Here is a 21,059-nt window from a genome sequence, read left to right as displayed (position 1 = left end):
TACCGAGGGTCGCGTGGCGACGACGGTCGCGTGGCGACGCCCTCACGCCCTGTTCGTTGACGGAGCCGACGGACATGCAGAAGAGCGGATGCCTCGGGGTCGAGGCATCCGCTCTCCGTCAGAGCAGGTGCGGTCAGATGCGCTGCTTCGCGAGCGACTTCCGCGGGATCACGTACACGAACACCGTGAGGAGCAGGAGCCCGACATAGGCGGCGACGAAGCCGTAGAACGCGGCCTGGTAGCCGCCCGTGGCGAGCTGGGACGCGTTGAGCACCTGCGGTACGAGGAACCCGCCGTAGGCGCCGATCGCCGAGATCAGCCCGAGCGCCGCAGCCGCCTTGCGGATCATCTTCGTGGCGTCCGCCGTGCCGGGCTCGTAACCTCTCGCCTGCGAGCGAGCGGCGAAGATGCTCGGGATCATGCGGTAGGTGGAGCCGTTGCCCATTCCGGTCGCCGCGAACAGCACGAGGAAGCACGCGAGGAACACGACGAAGTTGTGCATCGGCAGCGTCCAGACGAGCGCCAGCGCGCCGAGAGCCATGACCGAGAAGGCGCCCACGGTCACACGTGCACCGCCGAAGCGGTCGGCCAGGCGCCCGCCGTACGGGCGGGCGAGCGAACCGACGAGCGCGCCGAGGAAGGCCAGCGAGATCGCAGCCTGCCCGACCTGGAACGTCGAGAACTCGGGGAACTGGTCGGCGATGAGCTTCGGGAAGACGCTCGCGAAACCGATGAACGAGCCGAAGGTGCCGATGTAGAGCACCGCCATGATCCACAGGTGAGGTTCGCGCAGGGCCGCAGCGGAGCTGCCGAAGTCCGCCTTGGCCGACGACAGGTTGTCCATGTAGCGCCATGCGCCCCACATCGCAACGAGAATGAGCGGGATCCACATCCAGCCGGCGAGCGAGATGTTGAGGGTCGCGCCGGCGCCGATCGTCACCGCGATCGGCACGGCGAACTGCGCGACCGAGGTGCCGAGGTTGCCGCCGGCAGCGTTCAGGCCGAGGGCCCAGCCCTTCTCCTTCTGCGGGAAGAAGTAGGTGATGTTGGCCATCGAGCTCGCGAAGTTGCCGCCGCCGACGCCGCCGAGGGCCGCGACGAGCAGCAGCACGCCGAACGGCGTCTCAGGGTTCGCGACGACGAAACCGAGCAGCACGGCCGGAATGAGCAGCAGGCCCGCCGACACGATCGTCCAGTTGCGGCCGCCGAAGATCGCGACCATGAACGTGTACGGGAAGCGCAGCGTGGCGCCGACGAGGCTCGGCAGCGAGATGAGCCAGAACGACTCCGAGCTGGTGAGCTGGAATCCTGCGGCCGGCAGCATCACCACGACGATGCTCCACAGCTGCCAGATGATGAACCCGAGGAACTCGGCGAAGATCGACCAGCCGAGGTTGCGCCGGGCGATCGCGCGCCCCGAAGCCGCCCAGAACGTCGGGTTCTCGGCGTTCCAGCCGTCGATCCAGCGGCCGGGGCGATGGGTGAGGGTGACCGGTGCATCGGCCGGGGCGATGGTGCGGGATGGAGCAGCGGTATCCGTGAGCGACGGATCGGTCGTTGTCATGACGCCTCCCTGGGTTGAGCAGCACTGGGGGTGAGTGTGTCTCCACGCTAGGAACCCCGTGTTTCGGCCCGCCTGCTCGCGCGGTTACCTCTCCGTCACTTCTCGATCACGGATGCCGCGGCCCGAGGTGGACGCGCCGTCACACGTCGGAAACACGCGGGGCTTCTAAACTCGAAGGCATGCGCGTCGACATCGTCACGATCTTCCCGACGTTCTTCGACGTGCTCGGGGTCTCGCTGATCGGGAAGGCCCGGGATCGCGGCATCCTCGACATGCATGTCCACGACTTGCGGGAGTGGACCCACGATCGCCACCGCACCGTCGACGACACCCCCTACGGCGGCGGCGCGGGCATGGTCATGAAGCCCGAGCCCTGGGGCGAGGCCCTCGACGAGGTGCTGAGCGACGATGCCGTGCTGCTGGTGCCGTCGCCCGCCGGCGAGCTGTTCTCGCAGCCGATGGCCCGCGAGCTCGCCGACGAGAAGCACCTCGTGTTCGCCTGTGGACGCTACGAAGGCATCGACCAGCGCGTCGTCGACCACTACTCGGCGCGCGGGCGCGTGCGGCTGGTGAGCCTCGGCGACTATGTGCTCAACGGGGGAGAGGTCGCCGCGATGGCCGTGATCGAGGCGGTGTCGCGGCTGATCCCCGGTGTCGTCGGCAACCCCGAGAGCCTCGTCGAGGAGTCGCACGAACTCGGCCTGCTCGAGTACCCGAGCTACACGAAGCCCGCCGAGTGGCGGGGGCTCGAGGTGCCCCCCGTGCTCCTCAGCGGCAACCACGGTGCGATCGCCGCGTGGCGGCGCGAGCAGAGCCTCGAGCGCACCCGGGCGCATCGGCCCGACCTGCTGCAGGAGCCGGATCCTGCCGCCTGACGTGCCTTTTCGGCGCCGCGTCAGGCGGGTTCGATGACGTTGAGCCGGTAGCCGCGCTTGACCACGGTCTTCACCAGGTCGGGAACCCCCAGCGACTCGCGCAGCCGCGCCACGGCCATCTCCACGGCGTGCGTGTTCTCGCCCGATCGCGGAAGCGCCGCCTGCAGGCGCGGCCGCGACACGACACCGCCCTGAGCGTCGAACAGCGCGGCGACGATGTCGGTGGCGCTGCGCGACAGCGGAATGTGGCGGCCGTCGAGCACGATGCCGGTGCTGCGCAGTTCGAGACGGCCCGCCGATGTCGGCAGCGACGCCGCGCCGCCCCCGCCGAAGTGCGTGACGACGGCCCGCACGAGCGAGCCGAGGCGCCCGCGTTCGGCGATGAGAGGCCGAAGGCCGGCATCCTGCAGCGGGCCGGCCGTGATCGGTCCGACGGCCGCCATGAGCAGGCGTCCTTCGGCCTCGCGGTCGACGATCGCGTCGAGCACGCCCTCGTTCCGCGCCGCGGCGATCCATTCGGCGGCACCGGGAGCGGACGTGAACAGCACCGCGTCGACCTCACCCTGCGCCGCGGCGACGACGGAGCGCGAGACCGCGGCAGGGTCGGGGGGAGGACCCCACCGGTACACGGTGAGGCTCACCACGTCCGCGCCCGCGCCCTCGAACAGCTCGTCGAGCCCGTCGGCCCCCGAGCCGTGGTGCTGGACCGCCACGCGCTTGCCCGCCACGCCTTCGGCGAGGAGGAACTCGCCCAGCTCCGCGGAGGTCTCCGACTCCGCCACCCAGTCGGCCGTGAGGCCGGCCTGCTGGATCGCGCCCCGCGCCTTCGGGCCCCGCGCGACGATCTGGGCGCGGGAGAGGGCGGCGTGGAGGTCGTCGAGCATTCCGGCTTCGTCGGCGGCCTCCATCCAGCCGCGGAAGCCCACGCCGGTCGTGGCGACGACCACGTCGGGCTGCAGCGCGATGAGTTCGCGGGTCGCCGCGATCAGGGCGTCGTCGTCGATGTGGGGCACGATCGTCAGCGCGGGGGCGTGGCGCACCTGCGCGCCGTGACGCTCGAGCGCTGCGGCCAGCTCGGACGAGCGACGATCGACGGCGATGACGATCGTGCAGCCGTCGAGTGCGGCCGAGAGGGTGGGGCGTGGGGTGGAGCTCAAAGGACGATGTCACCTGCCAGTTGGGGGTCGGGAAGCAGCAGCCCGGCGCGAGCGACCTCGCCGACCACGATGACCGCGGGGTTGCGCACACCGGCGAGGCCCGCGTCGACCACGACCGATCCCAGAGTACTGCGGGTGGTGCGCTGATCGCGGTGGTGGCCACGCTCGATGATCGCGACGGGGCGGTCGGCCGGCACCCCGGCGTGGAGGGCGTCCGAGACGATGCGGGGCAGAGCGCCGACGCCCATGAGGATGACCGTCGTCACGGAGTCGTCGCGGAGAGCCGCGAGCGTGGCGTCCGTCACTTCCGAGGGGCCGTTCATGATGTGCACTGCTCCCGCCACACCGCGATGGGTGATCGGGATGCCGGCTGCCTGGGGCACTGCGACTGCGCTGGAGATTCCGGGAACGACGTCGACCGGGATGCCGGCGGCCAGGCAGGCGGCGACCTCTTCGCCGCCGCGGCCGAAGACGAAGGGGTCGCCGCCCTTGAGACGCACCACTCGCTTGCCCGCGCGGGCGCGGGCGACGAGGATCTCGTTGATCTCGTCCTGCGGCACCGGGTGGTGCCCGGGGAGCTTGCCGACGTCGATGATCTCGACGTCCGGGCCGACGTGGTCGCGGATGTCGGTCGGACCGAGACGGTCCATCACGACGACCTCCGCCCTCGTCAGGAGGCGCCACGCCCGCAGCGTGAGCAGGTCGATGGGCCCTGGACCGCCGCCGATGAGGTCGACGCGGCCGACGGGGCTGTTCACGCGCCCGGTCATCGCTCGCCCTCCCAGCGGACCAGGACGTGGCCGTCGTCGATGGCCACGGGCCAGACGTGCAGGCTCTTCGGCTCCTTGCCCTGGGTGTCGAGGCAGATGCCGGTGCGCAGATCGAAGACCTGCTTGTACATCGGTGACGCGACCGTGGGGACGTCCTGGCGGGTGCCGACGATGCCGCGCGAGATGACGTGTGCGTGGCTGTAGGGGTCGAGGTTCGACACGGCGTGCACGCGCCCCGCCGAGCCGTCGGGGCCGTGGAGGAGGAAGAGTGCGATCTGCGTGCCGCCCAGCAGAGCGGCGCGGCCGCGCTCCACCTCGAGGTCGTCCAGTGCGCACACGCGCACCCAGCCGTCGGGGGCGGTGTACTCGGCCGTCTGCGGGTCGACGAGGGTCATCGGCGCACCTCCAGGGTCGTTCCGGCGATGAGCACGCGCGAGTCGGCGCGCTCGTCCTCGGTGGCGGGTCGGGGCTGGCCCCGCTCGGCCGTGTAGGCCAGCGAGGGGTCGGGCGTGGTCGGGGCGTTGACGAATGACGCGAACCGGCGGAGCTTCTCGGGGTCTTCGAGGGTCGCCTTCCATTCGTCCTCGTACGAGTCGAGGTGGGCGTCCATCGCGGCGTCGAGGTCGGCGCAGATGCCGAGGCTGTCGTCGAAGATGACTTCGCGCAGACCCTCGATGCCGCCGTCGAGGTCCTCGAACCACGGTGCGGTCCGCTGCAGCCTGTCGGCCGTGAAGATGTAGTACATCAGGAAGCGGTCGATCGCCGTGAGCAGCTCGTCGTCGCTGAGGCCCTCGGCGAGGAGCACCGCGTGTCGAGGGGTGAACCCGCCGTTGCCGCCGACATACATGTTCCAGCCGGCCTCGGTGGCGATCACGCCGACGTCCTTGCCCCGCGCCTCCGCGCACTCGCGTGCGCAGCCCGAGACGCCGAGCTTGATCTTGTGCGGTGAGCGCAGACCGCGGTAGCGCAGCTCGAGCTGCACCGCCATGCCGACCGAGTCCTGCACGCCGTAGCGGCACCACGTCGAGCCGACGCACGACTTCACCGTGCGCAGCGACTTGCCGTACGCGTGACCCGACTCGAAGCCGGCGTCCACGAGTTGCTTCCAGATCTCGGGCAGCTGCTCGAGGCGGGCGCCGAACATGTCGATGCGCTGGCCGCCCGTGATCTTCGTGTACAGGCCGAAGTCCTTCGCGACCTGGCCGATCACGAGCAGTCCCTCGGGCGTGATCTCGCCGCCGGGGATGCGGGGGACGACCGAGTAGCTGCCGTCCTTCTGAAGGTTCGCCATCACGTGGTCGTTGGTGTCCTGCAGCGTGGCGTTCTCGCCCTCGAGCACGTGGCCGCGCACGAGCGTCGACAGGATGCTGGCGAGGGCCGGCTTGCAGATGTCGCAGCCGCGCCCGCTTCCGAACCGCTCGATGACGGCGCTGAAGGTCTCAAGACCCGACACCCGCACCGCGTCGAACAGCTGACGACGCGACATGTCGAAGTGCTCGCAGATCGCGTTGCTGAGCGCCGCTCCCGACTTGGCGAGCTCGGTGCCGACGATCTTCTTGACCATCATCACGCAGGAGCCGCACGCGGCCCCGGCCTTCGTGCACGACTTGACGGCCGCGACATCCGTGCAGCCCTCCTCGTGCACGGCGCCCCGGATCGTCCCTGCCGTGACGCTGTTGCACGAACAGACCAGCGCCTCGTCGGGCAGGTCGCCCGTCGGTGCCGCGACGCCACCCTCGGGCATGAGGTAGGCCGCCGGGTCGCCGCCCAGCGCGCCGCCGACGAGCGGCCGCAGCGACCCGTACGCCGACGCGTCACCGACGAGGATGCCGCCGAGCAGCGTCTTCGCGTCGTCGGACAGCACGAGCTTCTTGTAGACGCCGGCCACCGGGTCGGCGTAGGTGACGTCGAGTGCGCCGGGGGTCTCGGCGAAGGCATCGCCGAAGCTCGCCACATCGACGCCCGACAGCTTGAGTTTGGTCGACAGGTCGTAACCGGGGAAGGATGCCTCGCCCCCGAGGAGGCGCGTCGCCGCGACCTCCGCCATGGCGTAGCCGGGAGCGACGAGGCCGACGCACATTCCGTCGTAGTTCGCGACCTCGCCGATCGCCAGCACGCGGGGGTCGGAGGTCTGGCAGCCGGCGTCGATCAGCACACCGCCGCGAGGGTGGACGTCGAGGCCGGCGCTGCGCGCGAGCTCGTCGCGCGGTCGCACGCCGACGGTGAAGACCACGACGTCGGTGCGCGCGTACGTTCCGTCGCGGAACTCGAGACCGGTGACCTGTCCCGAGCGGTCGGGGTCCAGACGCGTGGTGACGGCTTCGGTCTTCACCGCGATGCCGCGGGACTCGATGAGGCGCCGCAGTGCGTTGCCTGCGGGCAGATCCAGCTGTGCCGACATCAGCCGGTCCGAGGACTGCACGACGGTGCAGTCGACGTCGAGGCCCTGCAGGGCGCCCGCCGCCTCCAGGCCGAGCAGACCGCCGCCGATCACCGTACCCACGAGCGGACGCCCGAGTTCGGCCGCACGCTGCTGGACGAACTGCTCGAGCTTCTCGACGTCGTCGAGCGTGCGGTAGACGAAGCAGCCTTCGAGACCGAAGCCGTCGACCGCGAGCTTTGCGGCGTACGAGCCCGTCGCCAGGATCAGCCGGTCGTACGCCACGCTCGTGCCGCTGCGGGTCGTGACGCGACGCGCAGCGCGGTCGATGCGGGTGACGGCCTCGCCGCGGAGGAACCGCACGCGCTCGTCGTCGAGCACCGCGCGCTCGAGTTCGAGATCCTCGGGGGAGGCGCCGGCGAAGAAGCCGGTCAGCCCCACCCGGTCGTAGGGGTGACGCTCCTCCTCGCCGATGAGCGTGATGCGCCACTCCTCGCCGGCCCGGCTGAGCAGGCTCTCGACGAAGCGGTGCGCGACCATGCCCGCGCCGACGATCACCACGTGGGTGCCGAGGGCAGGGGTCTCGTTCATGCGGTCACCGTACGCCGGTGATGTTGCAGCAGCGTCAGCGTCATGTTTCCGGCTGTTGACACGGTCGCGGTGGGCCATGGCTCCTCCTCGGGGCGGACGACTCGGTGATGCTGACGCTACGAGCGCGGTGTTTCACCTCCCGTGGGCGGCGATTACCCCGAGCGAACGTTTCTCTCACAGCGTCGGGGGCGGTGTTGTGAGAAACGGATGCCGCGGCCGCCGCCTACCCTGTCGGCGCCGCATTCACCACCCCGAACAGCAGGTCACCGCCGCCCGCTATGGTGAAGGCCCCCGCCGAAACGGAGCGTGCATGCAGATCTGGCCCGGTTCTCCCTACCCATTGGGTGCCACCTTCGACGGAAGCGGCACCAACTTCGCTCTGTACAGCGAGGGGGCCGACCGCGTCGAGCTGTGCTTGTTCGACGACGCCGGCGCGGAGACCCGCGTCGAGCTTCTGGATGTCGATGCGTTCGTCCATCACGGCTACCTGCCCTCGGTGCAGCCGGGTCAGCGCTACGGGTATCGCGTTCACGGCCCGTACGACCCCTCGAACGGCCAGCGGTTCAATCCGAACAAGCTCGTGCTCGACCCCTATGCGAAGGCTGTCGAGGGCCAGGTTCGGTGGGGCCAGTCCGTGTTCGGCTACGACTTCGGCGACCCGGACTCCCGCAACGACGAAGACTCGGCGGCGCAGCAGATGATGGGCGTCGTCGTGAACCCCTACTTCGACTGGAGCGGCGACCGTCTGCCGAAGACCCCGTACGCGGAGTCCTTCATCTACGAGGCGCACGTGCGAGGACTCACGCAGCTGCACCCGGCCATCCCTGAGGAGATCCGCGGGACCTACAGTGCCATCGCGCACCCCGCGATCATCGAGCACCTGCAGAAGCTCGGGGTGACGGCGATCGAGTTGATGCCGGTGCACCAGTTCGTCGACGACTCGGTGCTCGAAGAGAAGGGGCTCTCCAACTACTGGGGCTACAACACGATCGCCTTCCTCGCCCCACAGAACTCCTACTCCTCGAGTGGCCAGCGCGGTCAGCAGGTGCAGGAGTTCAAGGCGATGGTCAAAGCGCTGCACGCCGCGGGGATCGAGGTGATCCTGGACGTGGTCTACAACCACACGGCCGAGGGGAACCATCTTGGGCCGACCCTGTCGATGCGGGGTATCGACAACGAGGCCTACTACCGGCTCGAAGACGACGACAAGCGCTACTACACGGACTACACCGGCACCGGGAACAGCCTCAATGTCGGCAATCCGCACACGCTGCAGCTCATCATGGATTCGCTGAGGTACTGGGTGCTGGATATGCACGTCGACGGCTTCCGCTTCGATCTCGCCTCGACCCTCGCGCGCGAGTTCTACGAAGTCGATCGCCTGGCGGCGTTCTTCGAACTCGTTCAGCAGGACCCGGTGGTGTCGCAGGTGAAGCTGATCGCGGAGCCATGGGACGTCGGCCCCGGCGGCTACCAGGTCGGCAACTTCCCCCCGCAGTGGACGGAGTGGAACGGCAAGTACCGCGACACCGTGCGCGACTTCTGGCGCGGTGAGCCGGCGACGCTCGGAGAGTTCGCGTCCCGGCTCACAGGCTCGTCCGACCTCTATGAGCACTCGGGCCGCCGCCCCGTGGCATCCATCAACTTCGTCACGGCGCATGACGGGTTCACCCTGCGCGATCTCGTCTCGTACAACGAGAAGCACAACCAGGCCAATGGGGAGGACAACCGCGACGGCGCGGACGACAACCGCTCGTGGAACGGTGGCGTCGAGGGCCCGACGGACGACCCGGAGGTGCTGGCGCTGCGCGCCCGGCAGCAGCGCAACTTCATCGCGACGCTGCTGCTGTCGCAGGGCGTGCCGATGCTGCTGCACGGCGACGAGCTGGGGCGCACCCAGCGGGGCAACAACAACGGCTATGCGCAGGACAACGAGATCACGTGGGTCGATTGGTCGGCGCCCGATCATCCTCTGGTCGAGTTCACGGCAGCGCTCGCCCGCCTGCGCCGGGAGCACCCGACCTTCCGCCGGCGCCGGTTCTTCGACGGGCGCCCGGTGCGTCGCGAAGAGGGCGCTCCGATCCCCGACATCGCGTGGGCGCGCCCAGACGGATCGCAGATGCAGCCCGAGGACTGGGACTCGGGATTCGGGCGGGCGGTGGCCGTGTTCCTCAACGGCGACGGCATCCGGGAGAGGGATCGCCGCGGCGACGCGATCTCGGACGACCATTTCATCGTGCTCTTCAACGCGGGCGACGACGTGGTCGACTTCGTCATCCCCGATGTGGAGTTCAGTCCCGAGTGGGATGTGATCGTCGACACCGCCGGTCTGCAAGCGAACACCGCGCCGGTCGAGCCCGGATCCACGCTGTCGGTGCTGGGGCGCTCCCTCATGGTGCTTCGCGAGCACGAGCTGCCGGAGCCGGAGATCGATCATTCGGTCGCCGCCTCGCTGGCCGTGACCAGCGTCGCCGGCCTCGACGAGGTTCCAGGCGCCGCTCCCCGTCCCGAACTCTCCCGCTGAGTAGACCACCGTGCCCACGCGCCGCCCGCGGTCCACGTACCGCCTCCAGATCCGACCCTCGTTCACCCTCGACGATGCCGCCGCGTTGCAGCAGTACCTGAGCGATCTCGGGGTGGACTGGGTGTACTTCTCGCCGATCCTGACGGCGTCGAAGGGCTCGGATCACGGCTACGACGTCGTGGACCCGACCACCGTCGATCCGGCTCGGGGCGGACGGCGGGCGCTCGAGCGGGCTTCGCGTGCTTTCCACGGCGCCGGGCGCGGCATCCTCGTCGACATCGTCCCCAACCACGTCGGCGTGGCGCGCGCGGAGGAGAACGCCTGGTGGTGGGACGTCCTCACCCACGGGCCCGCGTCGCGGTACGCGGCCGCGTTCGACATCGACTGGGTGTTCGGCGGCGGCAGGGTCCGCCTTCCGGTGCTCGGCGAGGATGCCGACGCGGCGGCCGCCTCGGGAGCGCTGCGCGTCGCGGACGGCGAGCTGCGCTACTACGAGCATCGCTACCCGCTCGCGCCGGGCTCTTGGGCCGACGACGACGACGTGCTCGACGTTCACGAGCGGCAGCACTACGAGCTCATGGACTGGCGACGCGAAGCGTACGACCTCAACTACCGTCGCTTCTTCGGGGTGTCGAGCCTCGCTGCGGTGCGGGTAGAGGATCCGGCTGTGTTCGACGAGACCCACGGGGAGATCGGCCGCTGGTTCGCCCAAGGCTTGGTGGACGGCCTGCGCGTGGACCATCCGGACGGACTGCGCGCCCCCGTCGACTACCTCGAACGACTGCAGGAGCTCACCGGCGGAGGGTACGTGCTTGTCGAGAAGATCCTCGAGGATGGCGAGGCGCTTCCGCAGTTCTTCGCCGCGGACGGCACGACCGGCTACGAGGCGCTGGCCGACATCGACCGCGTTCTCGTGGACCCGTCCGGCGAGCCGGGGCTGGACGCGCTCGACGAACGACTGCGCGAGGCATCAGGTCTGCCGGAGGCGCTTCCGTGGTCAGAGGTGATCGCCGGCACCAAGCGCGCCATCGGCGAGGGCATCCTCCGTTCGGAGGTGCGGCGGCTCGCGCGGGACCTCGGCAGGCCGGATGATCCCGCGACACAGGACGCGCTCATCGAGCTGCTCGCCCGCTTCCCCGTCTATCGGTCCTACCTGCCCGCGGGACGAGAGCACCTCGATGAGGCGGCTGCGGCCGTGCGGGCGCAGCGTCCGGATCTCGCCGATGCGCTCGACGCCGTGCTGACGATGCTGACCGATCCGCAGCATCCTGCCGCTCTGCGCTTCCAGCAGACGAGCGGCATGGTGATGGCGAAGGGCGTCGAGGACACCGCCTTCTATCGCGCGACGCGCCTCGGCACGCTGACCGAGGTGGGTGCTGATCCCTCCGTGTTCTCGCTGCCGGTCGACCGCTTCCATGCCGCGCAGGCGACGCGGCACGCGGCGTGGCCCCACTCGATGACGACGCTGTCGACGCACGACACCAAGCGGGGTGAGGACGTGCGCGCACGACTGGCCGTGCTCGCGGAGATCCCGGAGCGCTGGACGCAGGTGCTGGAACAGCTGACGGATGCCGCCACCACCGGCCATGGTCCCTTCGATGCGCTGCTGTGGCAGGCGATCGTGGGCGCGTGGCCGGCCTCCCGCGAACGCCTGCACGCCTACGCCGAGAAGGCGGCGCGGGAAGCTGCCGAAGCGACGTCCTGGCTCGAGCCCGACGACGTTTTCGAGCAGCGCATGCACGCGGTGGTCGACGCCGCGTTCGACGAGCCCGACGTCGCCGCGCGGCTCGAATCGTTCGTTTCGGAGATCGAGGGCGCCGGATGGTCGAACTCGCTCTCGGCGAAGCTGCTGCAGCTCACGGGACCCGGGGCCCCAGACATCTACCAGGGGAGCGAGCTGTGGGAGCAGAGCCTGGTCGACCCAGACAACCGCCGTGCGGTGGACTTCGATGAACGCCGACGTCTGCTCTCGCTCATCGACGGGGGCCTGCAGCCGGTCGTCGACCGCACGGGAGCGGCGAAGCTGCTCGTCACCTCGCGCGCGCTGCGACTGCGCCGCGACCGCCCGGAGCTCTTCACGCGATACACGCCGATGACCGTCGTCGGTACCGCGGCGGACCATGCGATCGCCGTCGATCGAGGCGGTGCGGCGGCGGTGGCGACGCGGCTTCCGGTCGGCTTGGCGGCGCGGGGCGAAGTCACCGGCTCGCCCTGGAAGGACACGATGCTGCTGAGGCATGGAGGGACCACGACCGATGCGCTGACCGGACGCGCGTTCACCGGCCACATCGCTCTGGCCGAGCTGCTGGACATCTACCCCGTCGCCCTCCTCGTTGCGGGGGAGCTGCCATGATCCCCGAAGTGTGGGCGCCGCGCGCCGGCAGAGTGGCGATGCGTGTGGCAGGGCGCGGTGAGGACCGCGCGATGATCCGCATCGACGGAGGCTGGTGGCGCGCGGATGCGGAGCTCCAGGCCGGCGACGAGTACGGGTTCGTGCTCGACGGAGCAGACGCCGCCCGCCCGGACCCGCGCTCACGTCGTCAGCCGCGAGGTGTGCACGAACTCAGTGCCGTCTTCGATCCGGCGTTGTACGCGTGGTCCGACGCGGAATGGACGGGACGCCAGCTTGCCGGCGGAGTCGTCTACGAGCTGCACGTCGGCACCTTCACCCCCGAGGGGACGCTGCATGCCGCGATCGATCGGCTCGGACACCTCGCCGAGCTGGGCGTGGATTTCGTCGAGCTGCTGCCGGTGAACGGCTTCAACGGCGTTCACAACTGGGGCTACGACGGCGTGCTGTGGTACGTGGTGCACGAGCCGTACGGGGGACCCGCGGCGTACCAGCGATTCGTCGACGCCTGCCATGCCGCCGGCATCGGCGTCATCCAGGACGTCGTCTACAACCACCTGGGCCCGAGCGGCAATTATCTGCCCGAGTTCGGCCCGTACCTGCGTGATGCGGAGTCGAACACCTGGGGCTCGTCCGTCGACCTCGACGAGCCCGAGGTGCGTCGCTACATCGTCGACAACGCGCTGATGTGGCTCCGCGACTACCACGTCGACGGGCTGCGTCTCGACGCCGTCCACGCGCTGAAGGACCGCTCGGACGTCCACATCCTGCAGGAGCTGGCGGAGGCGGTGGACGCGCTCAGCATGCATCTCCGGCGCCCGCTGACCCTCATCGCCGAGTCGGATATGAACGACGCGCTGCTGATCGCCGCTCGTGAAGCCGGCGGGTACGGCCTGACCGCGCAATGGAGCGACGACTACCACCACGCGCTGCACGTCGCGCTCACCGGCGAGACGACGGGCTACTACGCCGACTTCGCCCCGTTGTCCGCACTCGTGAAGGCCTCGACGCGAGGGTTCTTCCACGACGGCACCTGGTCGTCGTTCCGGGGCCATGCACACGGGCACCCCATCGATCCCCGCATCCCGGCATGGCGTCTCGTGACTTTCTCACAGGACCACGACCAGATCGGCAATCGTGCGGCAGGCGACCGGCTGTCGCAGACGCTGGACGAGGGGGGCCTCGCGATCGCTGCCGTCCTCACGGTCCTGACGCCCTTCACGCCCATGTTGTTCATGGGGGAGGAGTGGGCTGCATCGACCCCTTGGCAGTTCTTCACGTCGCATCCCGAGCCGGAGCTCGGCGAGGCGACGGCCCGCGGGCGCAAGGCCGAGTTCGCAGCGATGGGGTGGGACGAGTCGGTGGTTCCCGACCCGCAGGATCCCGAGACTTTCCAGCGGTCGAAACTGGACTGGGAGGAGACCGATGCCGGTGTCCACGCGCGCGTGCTCGCGCTCTACCGGTCGCTCATCCAGCTGCGCAGGGAGCACGCCGACCTGACGGAACCGGACTTCCGGGCCTTCTCCGCTGAGGCGGACGAGCAGCAGCGATGGTTCCGGCTGCGTCGCGGCAGGACCGAGATCGTGGTCAACTTCGCCACCGAACCGGTCACGGTCGCCGTTACCGGCGCGCCGGACGTTCTGCTCACCACCGACCCCGCCGCGCGCGTGGCCGACGGGTCCGCGGCGCTCCCGCGGCGGTCAGCGCTGGTGCTCGCTCACCGCGACTGCTGAGATCAGGCGACGCCGAGCCAGGAGCGGTCGGTGAGGACGATCGGGCCGTTCTCCGTGATCGCGACGGTGTGCTCCGAGTGGGCACCACGGGAGCCGTCGGCCGATCGCAGCGTCCAGCCGTCGGGGTCGGTGACGAGCTCGTCGGTCGTCTCGAGGAACCACGGCTCGAGCGCGAGCACGAGGCCCGCGCGGAGGGGGTAGCCGCGGCCGGCCTTGCCGTCGTTCGCGACGTGGGGATCGCCGTGCATCTCGCGGCCCACGCCGTGACCGCCGAAGTCGGTGTTGATCGAGTAGCCGTCGCCGTGTGCCACCGCGGCGATGGACGCCGAGATGTCGCCGATGCGGTTGCCCACGGTGGCCGCGCCGATGGCGGCGGCCAGCGCGCGCTCGGTCGTGTCGATGAGCGCGAGGTCCTCGTCGCGCGGCGTGCCTACGACGAACGAGACCGCGGAGTCCGCGACCCAGCCGTCGACCGACACGGCGAAGTCGAGCGAGACGAGGTCGCCGTCGCGCAGGGCGTAGTCGAAGGGGAGCCCGTGCAGGACCGCATCGTTCACGGAGGTGCAGATGACCTTCCCGAAGGGACGGGCGCCGAAAGACGGGTGGTAGTCGATGTAGCAGGACTCGGCCCCGGCGCGGCGGATGAGATCGTGCGCGCGACGGTCGATCGCGAGGAGGTTGGTGCCCACCTTGGTCTCGTCTCGCAGCGTCGCGAGGGTCTCGGCGACGAATCGCCCGGCGGGCTTCATCGCCTCGATCTCGGCAGGCGTGCGCAACTCGATCATGTGGTGGATCCTCTCGTTCCCCTCCATTCTGTCTGACCGGTCGTTGCGGGGCTGTGAGGATGCTCCGCGGCACGCGGAAGCGGACCATCGCGGTCGCGTGCGGGCGTAGCATCAGTGACATGTGGCTGCGTCGCGCGTTCTTCGGCTGGCTGATCCCGGCCGCCTTCCTGCTGCCGCTGTGGCTCCTCGTCGGATGGGCCGTGTTCAATGCCGGCGGGTGGGCGTTCCTCTGGGTGCTCTTCCTCGCCATTCCCGGCGTGTTCCTCTGGCAGCTCCTGCTCACACTGCTGGTACGAGCGCGCGGTACCGTCCGGGCGCACCGGGCCGTCTCCTGGTGGGATGTGCTCGGGTTCACGGTGTGGCACGCACTCGTCATCTCGCTCGGCTTCTTCGCCGAGGCGTGGTGGGCACCCGTGATGGTCGTCGCGATCCTCGCCGGCGTGGGCCTCTTCTGGCTCGAGCTGTGGCAGCTGTGGAGCGAGGCGAGGCCCTCGCGATTCGTCCTGCACACGTCCGAGGGGGTCGCGTACATCCCCGCGGAGGCCGACGCGCCGGAGGCCGCTCCGCGCGAGGTCATCGTCATCTCGGAGAAGCAGACCCCGCCGGCGAGCTGACGCGGTTTGGCCGGGTGCGGCATCCATGGCAGAATAGTTGTTTGTGCCCTGACCGGTTCTGCCTCAGGGGAATCAGCTGGACGGCGTCACGCCGAAGGCCTGCGGCACGCTCAGTCCTTTACCATCCTTCCCGCGGTCGACCTGTGGCGGCCGCAGAGAGAGACGATCATGCAGATCCTCGACGCCGTCGACGCGGCTTCGCTCCGCTCCGACATCCCCGCCTTCAACGCCGGCGACACCGTGAAGGTGCACGTCAACATCACGGAGGGCAACCGCTCCCGTATCCAGGTCTTCCAGGGCGTCGTCATCGGCCGCTCGGGCGACGGTGTGCGCGAGACCTTCACGGTCCGCAAGATCAGCTTCCAGGTCGGCGTCGAGCGCACCTTCCCGGTGCACTCCCCGGTCATCGACCACATCGAGGTCGTGACCCGCGGTGACGTGCGTCGCGCGAAGCTGTACTACCTGCGCAACCTCCGTGGCAAGAAGGCCAAGATCAAGGAGAAGCGCGAGAGCAACTGACGCTCCTCCCGCAGCGTTTTCACGAAGCCCCGGACCCGCGAGGTCCGGGGCTTCGTCGTACTCCGGAAGGGCCGGAGTGTGCGACCCTTGAAGGCGGGGTGGCTGCGACCGTCGGCACCCGTGAAGGAACTCATGACGACCGAGAAGTCGGCTCCGGCCGAGCCGGCGCCCGGGGCCGAGCCCGCCGCGACCATCCAGCCGCGTCGTCGGGGCTGGCTGGTGTTCCTGCGCGACGTGGTCGTGATCATCCTGATCGCGGTGCTCGTGTCGCTCGTCGTCAAGACGTTCCTCGTGCGGTCGTTCTACATCCCGTCGGGATCGATGGAGGACACCCTCCACGTCAAGGACCGCATCCTCGTCGACGAGATCACGCCGCGGTTCGGCAGCTACGAGCGCGGCGACATCGTCGTCTTCCAGGATCCGGGCGGCTGGCTGCCTCCCAGCACCGAGCCCGCGCGTCCGCCGGTCGTCGAGGGCGTCGAGTGGGTGCTGTCGCTCGTCGGTCTGGCCGCACCCGACAGCGACGACCATCTCGTCAAGCGCATCATCGGCCTCCCCGGCGATCACGTCGTGTGCTGCAACGCCATCGGCCAGATCACCGTCAACGACGTGCCGATCGACGAGTCCGCCTACCTCAAGCTTCCCGGGGGCGAGACCGCGGCCTCGGGCGACGCCTTCGACGTGACCGTTCCCGAGGGCAGCCTCTGGGTGCTGGGCGACAACCGGTACCGGTCGAAGGACTCGCGGTACAACACCGATCAGCCCGGGAAGGGCTTCGTCCCTATCGACAACCTCGTCGGACGCGCGTTCCTCGTGACGTGGCCACTCGACCGGTTCGGGCTTCTCGACTTCCATCACGACGTGTTCGCCGGGGTTCCCGACGCGGAGCCGGAGGGCGGCGGGCAGTGACCGTCGCCGAGCCCCGCCTCACGCTCGAGCGCCGGCTCCTGCGGGAGCACACGCTCGTCATCGCGTGCGACGAGGTGGGGCGAGGGGCACTGGCCGGGCCGGTCGCGGTCGGCGCAGCGGTCGTGGACGCGCCGAGATCGCGCAAGCGGATCCCCCAGGGGCTGCGGGACTCGAAGCTCGTCCCCGAACTCAAGCGCGCCGATGTCGCGGCACGCGCCGCGTCATGGGTCGCCGCGAGCGCCGTCGGGTGGGCGAGTTCCGAGGAGATCGACGAGATCGGCATCATGCGCGCGCTCGGGCTCGCATCGATCCGGGCGATCGCGGACCTGCGCGCCCACGGTGTCGTGCCGGAGGATGCCATCGTCATCCTCGACGGCAACTACGACTACATCCGGCCCGCCGGCGAGTGGGGGCTCACGGTGCGGCCGGTGATCAAGGCCGACCGCGACTGCGCATCGGCGGCCGCGGCATCCGTCATCGCCAAGGTCGCCCGCGACCGCCTCATGACCGAGCTCCACGACGAGCTGCCCGCGTACAACTGGGCCCGCAACAAGGGCTACGCGAGCCCCGACCATCGCGAGGCGATCCGCACCCACGGCATCAGCCGGCATCATCGCGCGTCCTGGTCGATCGCCGAGGCGCCGACGCTCTTCTGAGCGTTCGCCACACGCGCGCGCGGGTCGCCGGGACCGCTCGCGCCCATAGGATGGATGCACCATGGATGACGAGGTCTTCGAAGACTACGACCGCGAGCTCGAACTCGCTCTGTACCGCGAGTACCGCGATGTCGTCTCGCAGTTCCAGTACGTGATCGAGACGGAGCGGCGCTTCTACCTCGCGAATGAGGTCAACGTCGTGCGCCGCGACACCGAGCACGATTTCTACTTCGAGATCTCGATGTCCGATGTCTGGGTCTGGGACATCTACCGCGCCGACCGCTTCGTGAAGGCGGTGCGCGTGCTGACGTTCAAGGACGTCAACGTCGAAGAGCTCTCGCGCCGCGATTTCCATCTCCCCGAAGAGCTCTCGCTCGACACCTGAGCAGGCTCGACGCCTCCTCCCCAGACCGCCTGTTCCGGGAAGTTGACCGCGTTCTGAACGGATGCCGCGCCCCCGCGTCCGCGCGGAGGCCCCCGCGCGCGACGATGCCGGAATGGCAGATAAAGACGTCCTGGGGCGCGCGGGCGAGGAACGCGCCGCCCGGTACTTCGAGGCGCAGGGATTCACCGTCCTCGCCCGCAACTGGCGATGCCGGGGCGGCGAGATCGATCTGATCGTCGCCGACCGGTCCGCCGTCGTGGTCGTCGAGGTCAAGACTCGCCGGGGCGAGCAGTTCGGGCACCCGTTCGAGGCGATCGATGCCCGCAAGCGCGGCAGACTCTGGCGGCTGTCGATCGCATGGGCGAGCGCCCACCGCGAGCAGCTGCAAGGGCGCCGGCTCCGCATCGATGCCGTCGGGATCGTCGGCGCCGACCCGAGCACGGCCCGGCTGGAGCACCTCGTCGACGTGGAGGTGCCGTGAAGGTCGCGCGCACCTGGGCGGTCGCCCTCGTCGGAGCCGAGGGCGAGTGCGTCGAGGTCGAGGCGGACCTCTCGAACCAAGCGCCGGACTTCCGCATCATCGGGCTTCCCGACAAGGCCCTCGGCGAGTCGGTCCAGCGGGTGCACAACGCCTGTGCGAACAGCGGCACGCCGCTCACGCGGCGACGCCTCACAGTGAACCTGTCGCCCGCAAGCCTGCCCAAACAGGGATCCGGATTCGACGTCGCCATCGCGGTGGCTTCCCTCGCGACCGAGACCTCCATGGACTCGACTTCTCTGGCGTCCGCGGTCCACATCGGCGAGCTGGGGCTCGACGGTCGCCTCAGACCCGTGCCGGGAATACTTCCGGCGGTGGTCGCGGCCCGGCGGGCGGGGCATCGACGCGTCGTCGTGCCGCATGCCAACGGTCCCGAGGCGTCGCTCGTCGACGGCATCGAAGTGCTCGCCGCCGTCAACCTCGCGCAGGTGATCGCGTGGCATGGCGGCGAGGTCGAGGTCGCCGATGTCGATCCGGTAGGACTGCCGGACGACGAGGAGGCGCCCGAACCCGCACTCGATCTCGCGGAGGTGATCGGGCAGCGCGATGCCGTCGAGGCGCTCGTCGTCGCCGCCGCCGGCGGGCACCATCTGCTGATGTGCGGGCCGCCGGGGGCGGGAAAGACGATGCTCGCCCGGCGCCTGCCCGGGATCCTTCCCGAGCTCGACGACCGCGCGGCGCTGGCGGCCGCCTCGATCCGGAGCCTCGCGGGCTCGCGGGTCGTCGAACTGTCGCGCACGCCGCCCTTCGTCGCGCCGCACCACAGCGCGAGCGTGGCCGCCCTGGTGGGCGGCGGCACGCGCGTCGTGCGGCCAGGGGCGATCGCGCGAGCGAGCGAGGGCGTGCTGTTCCTCGACGAAGCGGGCGAGTTCGCCGCCAGTGCGCTCGACGCGCTGCGGCAGCCGCTCGAGTCCGGCTCCATCACGATCGACCGCGCCGGCGCTCACGCGCAGTTTCCGGCGCGATTCCAGCTGGTGCTCGCCACGAACCCGTGTCCATGCGGCGACTACGGCATCCGCGGCGGCACCTGCACGTGTCCACCGGCGGCGATTCGCCGCTACCTCGGCCGGTTGTCGGGGCCGCTTCTGGACCGCATGGACATCGAGCTGACGCTCACCCGCGTCGCGGTCGCCCAGCGCGGGGCTGGGCCGACGATCTCGACCGAGGCCGCGAGGGCACGTGTCGCGGAGGCGCGGGAACGCGCGCGCCTCCGCCTCGCCGGGACCCCGTGGACGGTGAACGCCGACGTCCCCGGCACCTGGCTGCGCGAGGGACCGGCGGCGCCGTCCCCCGTCGTCCGACGCCCGCTCGACGCAGCCCTCCACCGCGGCGCGCTCACGCTGCGCGGGTACGACAGGGTGCTCCGCGTCGCATGGTCGCTGGCGGACATCGAGGGGCGCGGCCAGCTCGGGGCGGAGCACGTCGGCCGCGCGCTCTACCTGAAGAAGGGGATCGCGCTGTGATGGCGTTCGACCTGAGCGCGGATGCCGCGCGGCGCGCGCTGGCGCCCGCGGGGGTCGACCATGACCCGGAGGGGGTGCAGGAACGATACGCCACCGCAGTCTGGTGTCAGCTCACCGAACCAGGTGACTCGGTCGCGGGACGCATCATCGCAGCCCGCGGTCCGGTCGCGAGCCTGGAAGCGGTCGTGGCCGGTGACGATCTGGCCGAGCTCTCGCCCAAGGAGGCGGCGGAGGGGCGCAAGCGGTGGCTGCCGCGACTGTCGGCGGGCGCCGTCGCCGAGTCCCTGGCAACGGCGGCGGCACGCGGAGTCACGCTGGTGACGCGGGCGGATCCCGAATGGCCGACGCAGCTGGACGACCTCGGCATGCATGCGCCGCTGTGTCTTTGGGTGCGAGGGGACGCCTCGGCGCTTCCGAGACTCCAGGCATCCGTCGCCATCGTCGGAGCCCGAGCCGCGTCCCACTACGGCGATCACGTGGCACGGGAGCTCGCGGCCGAGCTGGCCGGCAGCGGCATCGCCGTGGTGTCGGGCGGTGCCTACGGGATCGACGGCTCCGCACACCGAGCCGCGCTTCTGGCGGGCGGCCTCACCGTCGCGCTGCTCGCGGGCGGCGCGGACCGCGCGTATCCGGCGGGTCACACCCAGCTGATCGACGACGTCGCGCGACGGGGTGTCGTGGTGAGCGAGGTCGTATGCGGCTCCGCGCCGACGAAGTGGCGCTTCCTGCAGCGCAATCGGCTGATCGCTGCGCTGTCGGCCGCCACCGTCGTCGTCGAGGCGGGGTGGCGGAGCGGCTCGCTCAACACCGCCGGCCACGCGGCCACATTGTCGCGCCCGCTCGGCGCCGTGCCCGGCCAGATCACGTCGCCGACGTCGGCAGGCACGCACCGGCTCATTCGCGAGTACGGCGCACAGTGCATCACCAGCGCCGACGATGTTCGAGAGCTGCTGGGCATGACTGGGGGGATGGATGCCGCCACCGCCGCGCGCGGGACGTACACCGGGGACGCGAGCAGGGTGAAGGACGCCATGAGCACCCGCGTCTGGCGGGACGCCGGCGAGATCGCGCGACGCGCGGGCATGGCACCCGACGCGGTGGAGGGCATCCTCGGTCTGCTGGCACTCGATGGAGCGGTCGAATCCGGCATCGAGGGCTGGCGGCTGTCTCGGATCGGAGCGTGAGGGCCGGCGGCGAGGCGGGCAAGGTGCGTCGCACTGCGGTCGGGCGCGACGCCTGGCCCATG

18 protein-coding genes are annotated in these 21,059 nt (G+C 70.1%); 12 read left to right on the top strand and 6 right to left on the bottom strand.

Annotation, left to right across the window (positions count from 1 at the left end; all coding sequences use genetic code 11):
• Positions 1-133 precede the first annotated feature (133 nt).
• Positions 134-1,564 carry an MFS transporter gene (locus tag ACVN90_RS10450; protein ID WP_475098212.1) on the bottom strand — a complete coding sequence of 477 codons (1,431 nt, stop codon included), beginning with the start codon at positions 1,562-1,564 and terminating at the stop codon, positions 134-136.
• 179 nt (positions 1,565-1,743) lie between these two features.
• On the opposite strand from ACVN90_RS10450, the gene trmD reads away from it, so the two are divergent.
• Positions 1,744-2,439 (top strand): tRNA (guanosine(37)-N1)-methyltransferase TrmD, encoded by a 696-nt coding sequence (gene trmD / locus ACVN90_RS10445; protein WP_475098211.1) that lies wholly within the window; start codon positions 1,744-1,746, stop codon positions 2,437-2,439.
• A 20-nt stretch (positions 2,440-2,459) separates the two neighbouring features.
• On the opposite strand, the gene ACVN90_RS10440 is transcribed toward trmD, so the two are convergent.
• The 4 genes from ACVN90_RS10440 to nirB are packed head-to-tail and all read right to left on the bottom strand — an operon-like array spanning position 2,460 to position 7,337.
• Positions 2,460-3,596, bottom strand: a complete 1,137-nt coding sequence (locus ACVN90_RS10440) for a uroporphyrinogen-III synthase (RefSeq protein ID WP_475098210.1) — start codon at positions 3,594-3,596, stop codon at positions 2,460-2,462.
• On the bottom strand, positions 3,593-4,366 hold the full coding sequence (gene cobA, locus ACVN90_RS10435) for a uroporphyrinogen-III C-methyltransferase (RefSeq protein WP_475098209.1): 774 nt from the start codon (positions 4,364-4,366) through the stop codon (positions 3,593-3,595). The genes ACVN90_RS10440 and cobA overlap by 4 nt, the downstream gene beginning before the upstream one ends.
• Positions 4,363-4,761 (bottom strand): nitrite reductase small subunit NirD, encoded by a 399-nt coding sequence (gene nirD / locus ACVN90_RS10430; protein WP_475098208.1) that lies wholly within the window; start codon positions 4,759-4,761, stop codon positions 4,363-4,365. The genes cobA and nirD overlap by 4 nt, the downstream gene beginning before the upstream one ends.
• Complete coding sequence (gene nirB / locus ACVN90_RS10425; RefSeq protein ID WP_475102044.1) at positions 4,758-7,337, bottom strand: nitrite reductase large subunit NirB; 2,580 nt, start codon at positions 7,335-7,337, stop codon at positions 4,758-4,760. The genes nirD and nirB overlap by 4 nt, the downstream gene beginning before the upstream one ends.
• Positions 7,338-7,647: 310 nt before the next feature.
• Between nirB and glgX the strand changes: the two genes are divergently transcribed.
• Genes glgX through treZ form a run of 3 tightly spaced genes read left to right on the top strand, consistent with a single transcriptional unit; the run spans position 7,648 to position 13,944 of the window.
• On the top strand, positions 7,648-9,861 hold the full coding sequence (gene glgX / locus ACVN90_RS10420) for a glycogen debranching protein GlgX (protein WP_475102043.1): 2,214 nt from the start codon (positions 7,648-7,650) through the stop codon (positions 9,859-9,861).
• Between the two features lie 10 nt (positions 9,862-9,871).
• Positions 9,872-12,214: a malto-oligosyltrehalose synthase gene (gene treY / locus ACVN90_RS10415; protein WP_475102042.1), complete on the top strand. Its 2,343-nt coding sequence runs from the start codon at positions 9,872-9,874 to the stop codon at positions 12,212-12,214.
• Positions 12,211-13,944 (top strand): malto-oligosyltrehalose trehalohydrolase, encoded by a 1,734-nt coding sequence (treZ, locus tag ACVN90_RS10410; RefSeq protein ID WP_475102041.1) that lies wholly within the window; start codon positions 12,211-12,213, stop codon positions 13,942-13,944. The genes treY and treZ overlap by 4 nt, the downstream gene beginning before the upstream one ends.
• 2 nt (positions 13,945-13,946) lie before the next feature.
• Here the strand turns inward: treZ and map are convergent, their stop codons facing one another.
• The gene (gene map, locus ACVN90_RS10405; protein WP_475102040.1) at positions 13,947-14,729 is read right to left on the bottom strand and encodes a type I methionyl aminopeptidase; all 783 of its coding nucleotides are present in this window, start codon (positions 14,727-14,729) and stop codon (positions 13,947-13,949) included.
• A 119-nt stretch (positions 14,730-14,848) separates the two neighbouring features.
• Between map and ACVN90_RS10400 the strand changes: the two genes are divergently transcribed.
• The 8 genes from ACVN90_RS10400 to dprA all read left to right on the top strand — a co-directional run bounded on the left by ACVN90_RS10400 (position 14,849) and on the right by dprA (position 20,997).
• Complete coding sequence (locus ACVN90_RS10400) at positions 14,849-15,343, top strand: MFS transporter permease (protein ID WP_475102039.1); 495 nt, start codon at positions 14,849-14,851, stop codon at positions 15,341-15,343.
• 168 nt (positions 15,344-15,511) lie between these two features.
• Positions 15,512-15,862: a 50S ribosomal protein L19 gene (rplS, locus tag ACVN90_RS10395; RefSeq protein ID WP_045297891.1), complete on the top strand. Its 351-nt coding sequence runs from the start codon at positions 15,512-15,514 to the stop codon at positions 15,860-15,862.
• A 132-nt stretch (positions 15,863-15,994) separates the two neighbouring features.
• Positions 15,995-16,771 carry a signal peptidase I gene (gene lepB, locus ACVN90_RS10390; RefSeq protein WP_475102037.1) on the top strand — a complete coding sequence of 259 codons (777 nt, stop codon included), beginning with the start codon at positions 15,995-15,997 and terminating at the stop codon, positions 16,769-16,771.
• A complete protein-coding gene (locus tag ACVN90_RS10385) occupies positions 16,768-17,427 on the top strand; it encodes a ribonuclease HII (protein ID WP_475102036.1) in 660 nt (219 codons plus the stop codon). Before lepB ends, ACVN90_RS10385 begins: the two co-directional genes overlap by 4 nt.
• A 61-nt stretch (positions 17,428-17,488) precedes the next feature.
• On the top strand, positions 17,489-17,812 hold the full coding sequence (locus tag ACVN90_RS10380) for a DUF2469 family protein (protein ID WP_045297888.1): 324 nt from the start codon (positions 17,489-17,491) through the stop codon (positions 17,810-17,812).
• Positions 17,813-17,924: 112 nt separating this feature from the next.
• Positions 17,925-18,293 carry a YraN family protein gene (locus tag ACVN90_RS10375; RefSeq protein WP_475102035.1) on the top strand — a complete coding sequence of 123 codons (369 nt, stop codon included), beginning with the start codon at positions 17,925-17,927 and terminating at the stop codon, positions 18,291-18,293.
• Entirely contained in the window at positions 18,290-19,813 is a 1,524-nt protein-coding gene (locus ACVN90_RS10370) for a YifB family Mg chelatase-like AAA ATPase (protein WP_475102034.1), read from the top strand. Before ACVN90_RS10375 ends, ACVN90_RS10370 begins: the two co-directional genes overlap by 4 nt.
• Entirely contained in the window at positions 19,813-20,997 is a 1,185-nt protein-coding gene (gene dprA, locus ACVN90_RS10365) for a DNA-processing protein DprA (RefSeq protein WP_475102033.1), read from the top strand. Before ACVN90_RS10370 ends, dprA begins: the two co-directional genes overlap by 1 nt.
• Positions 20,998-21,059: the final 62 nt, after the last annotated feature.

It is taken from the genome of Microbacterium sp. F01 (assembly GCF_056156365.1).
This window is presented reverse-complemented; position numbering and strand designations above follow the sequence as displayed.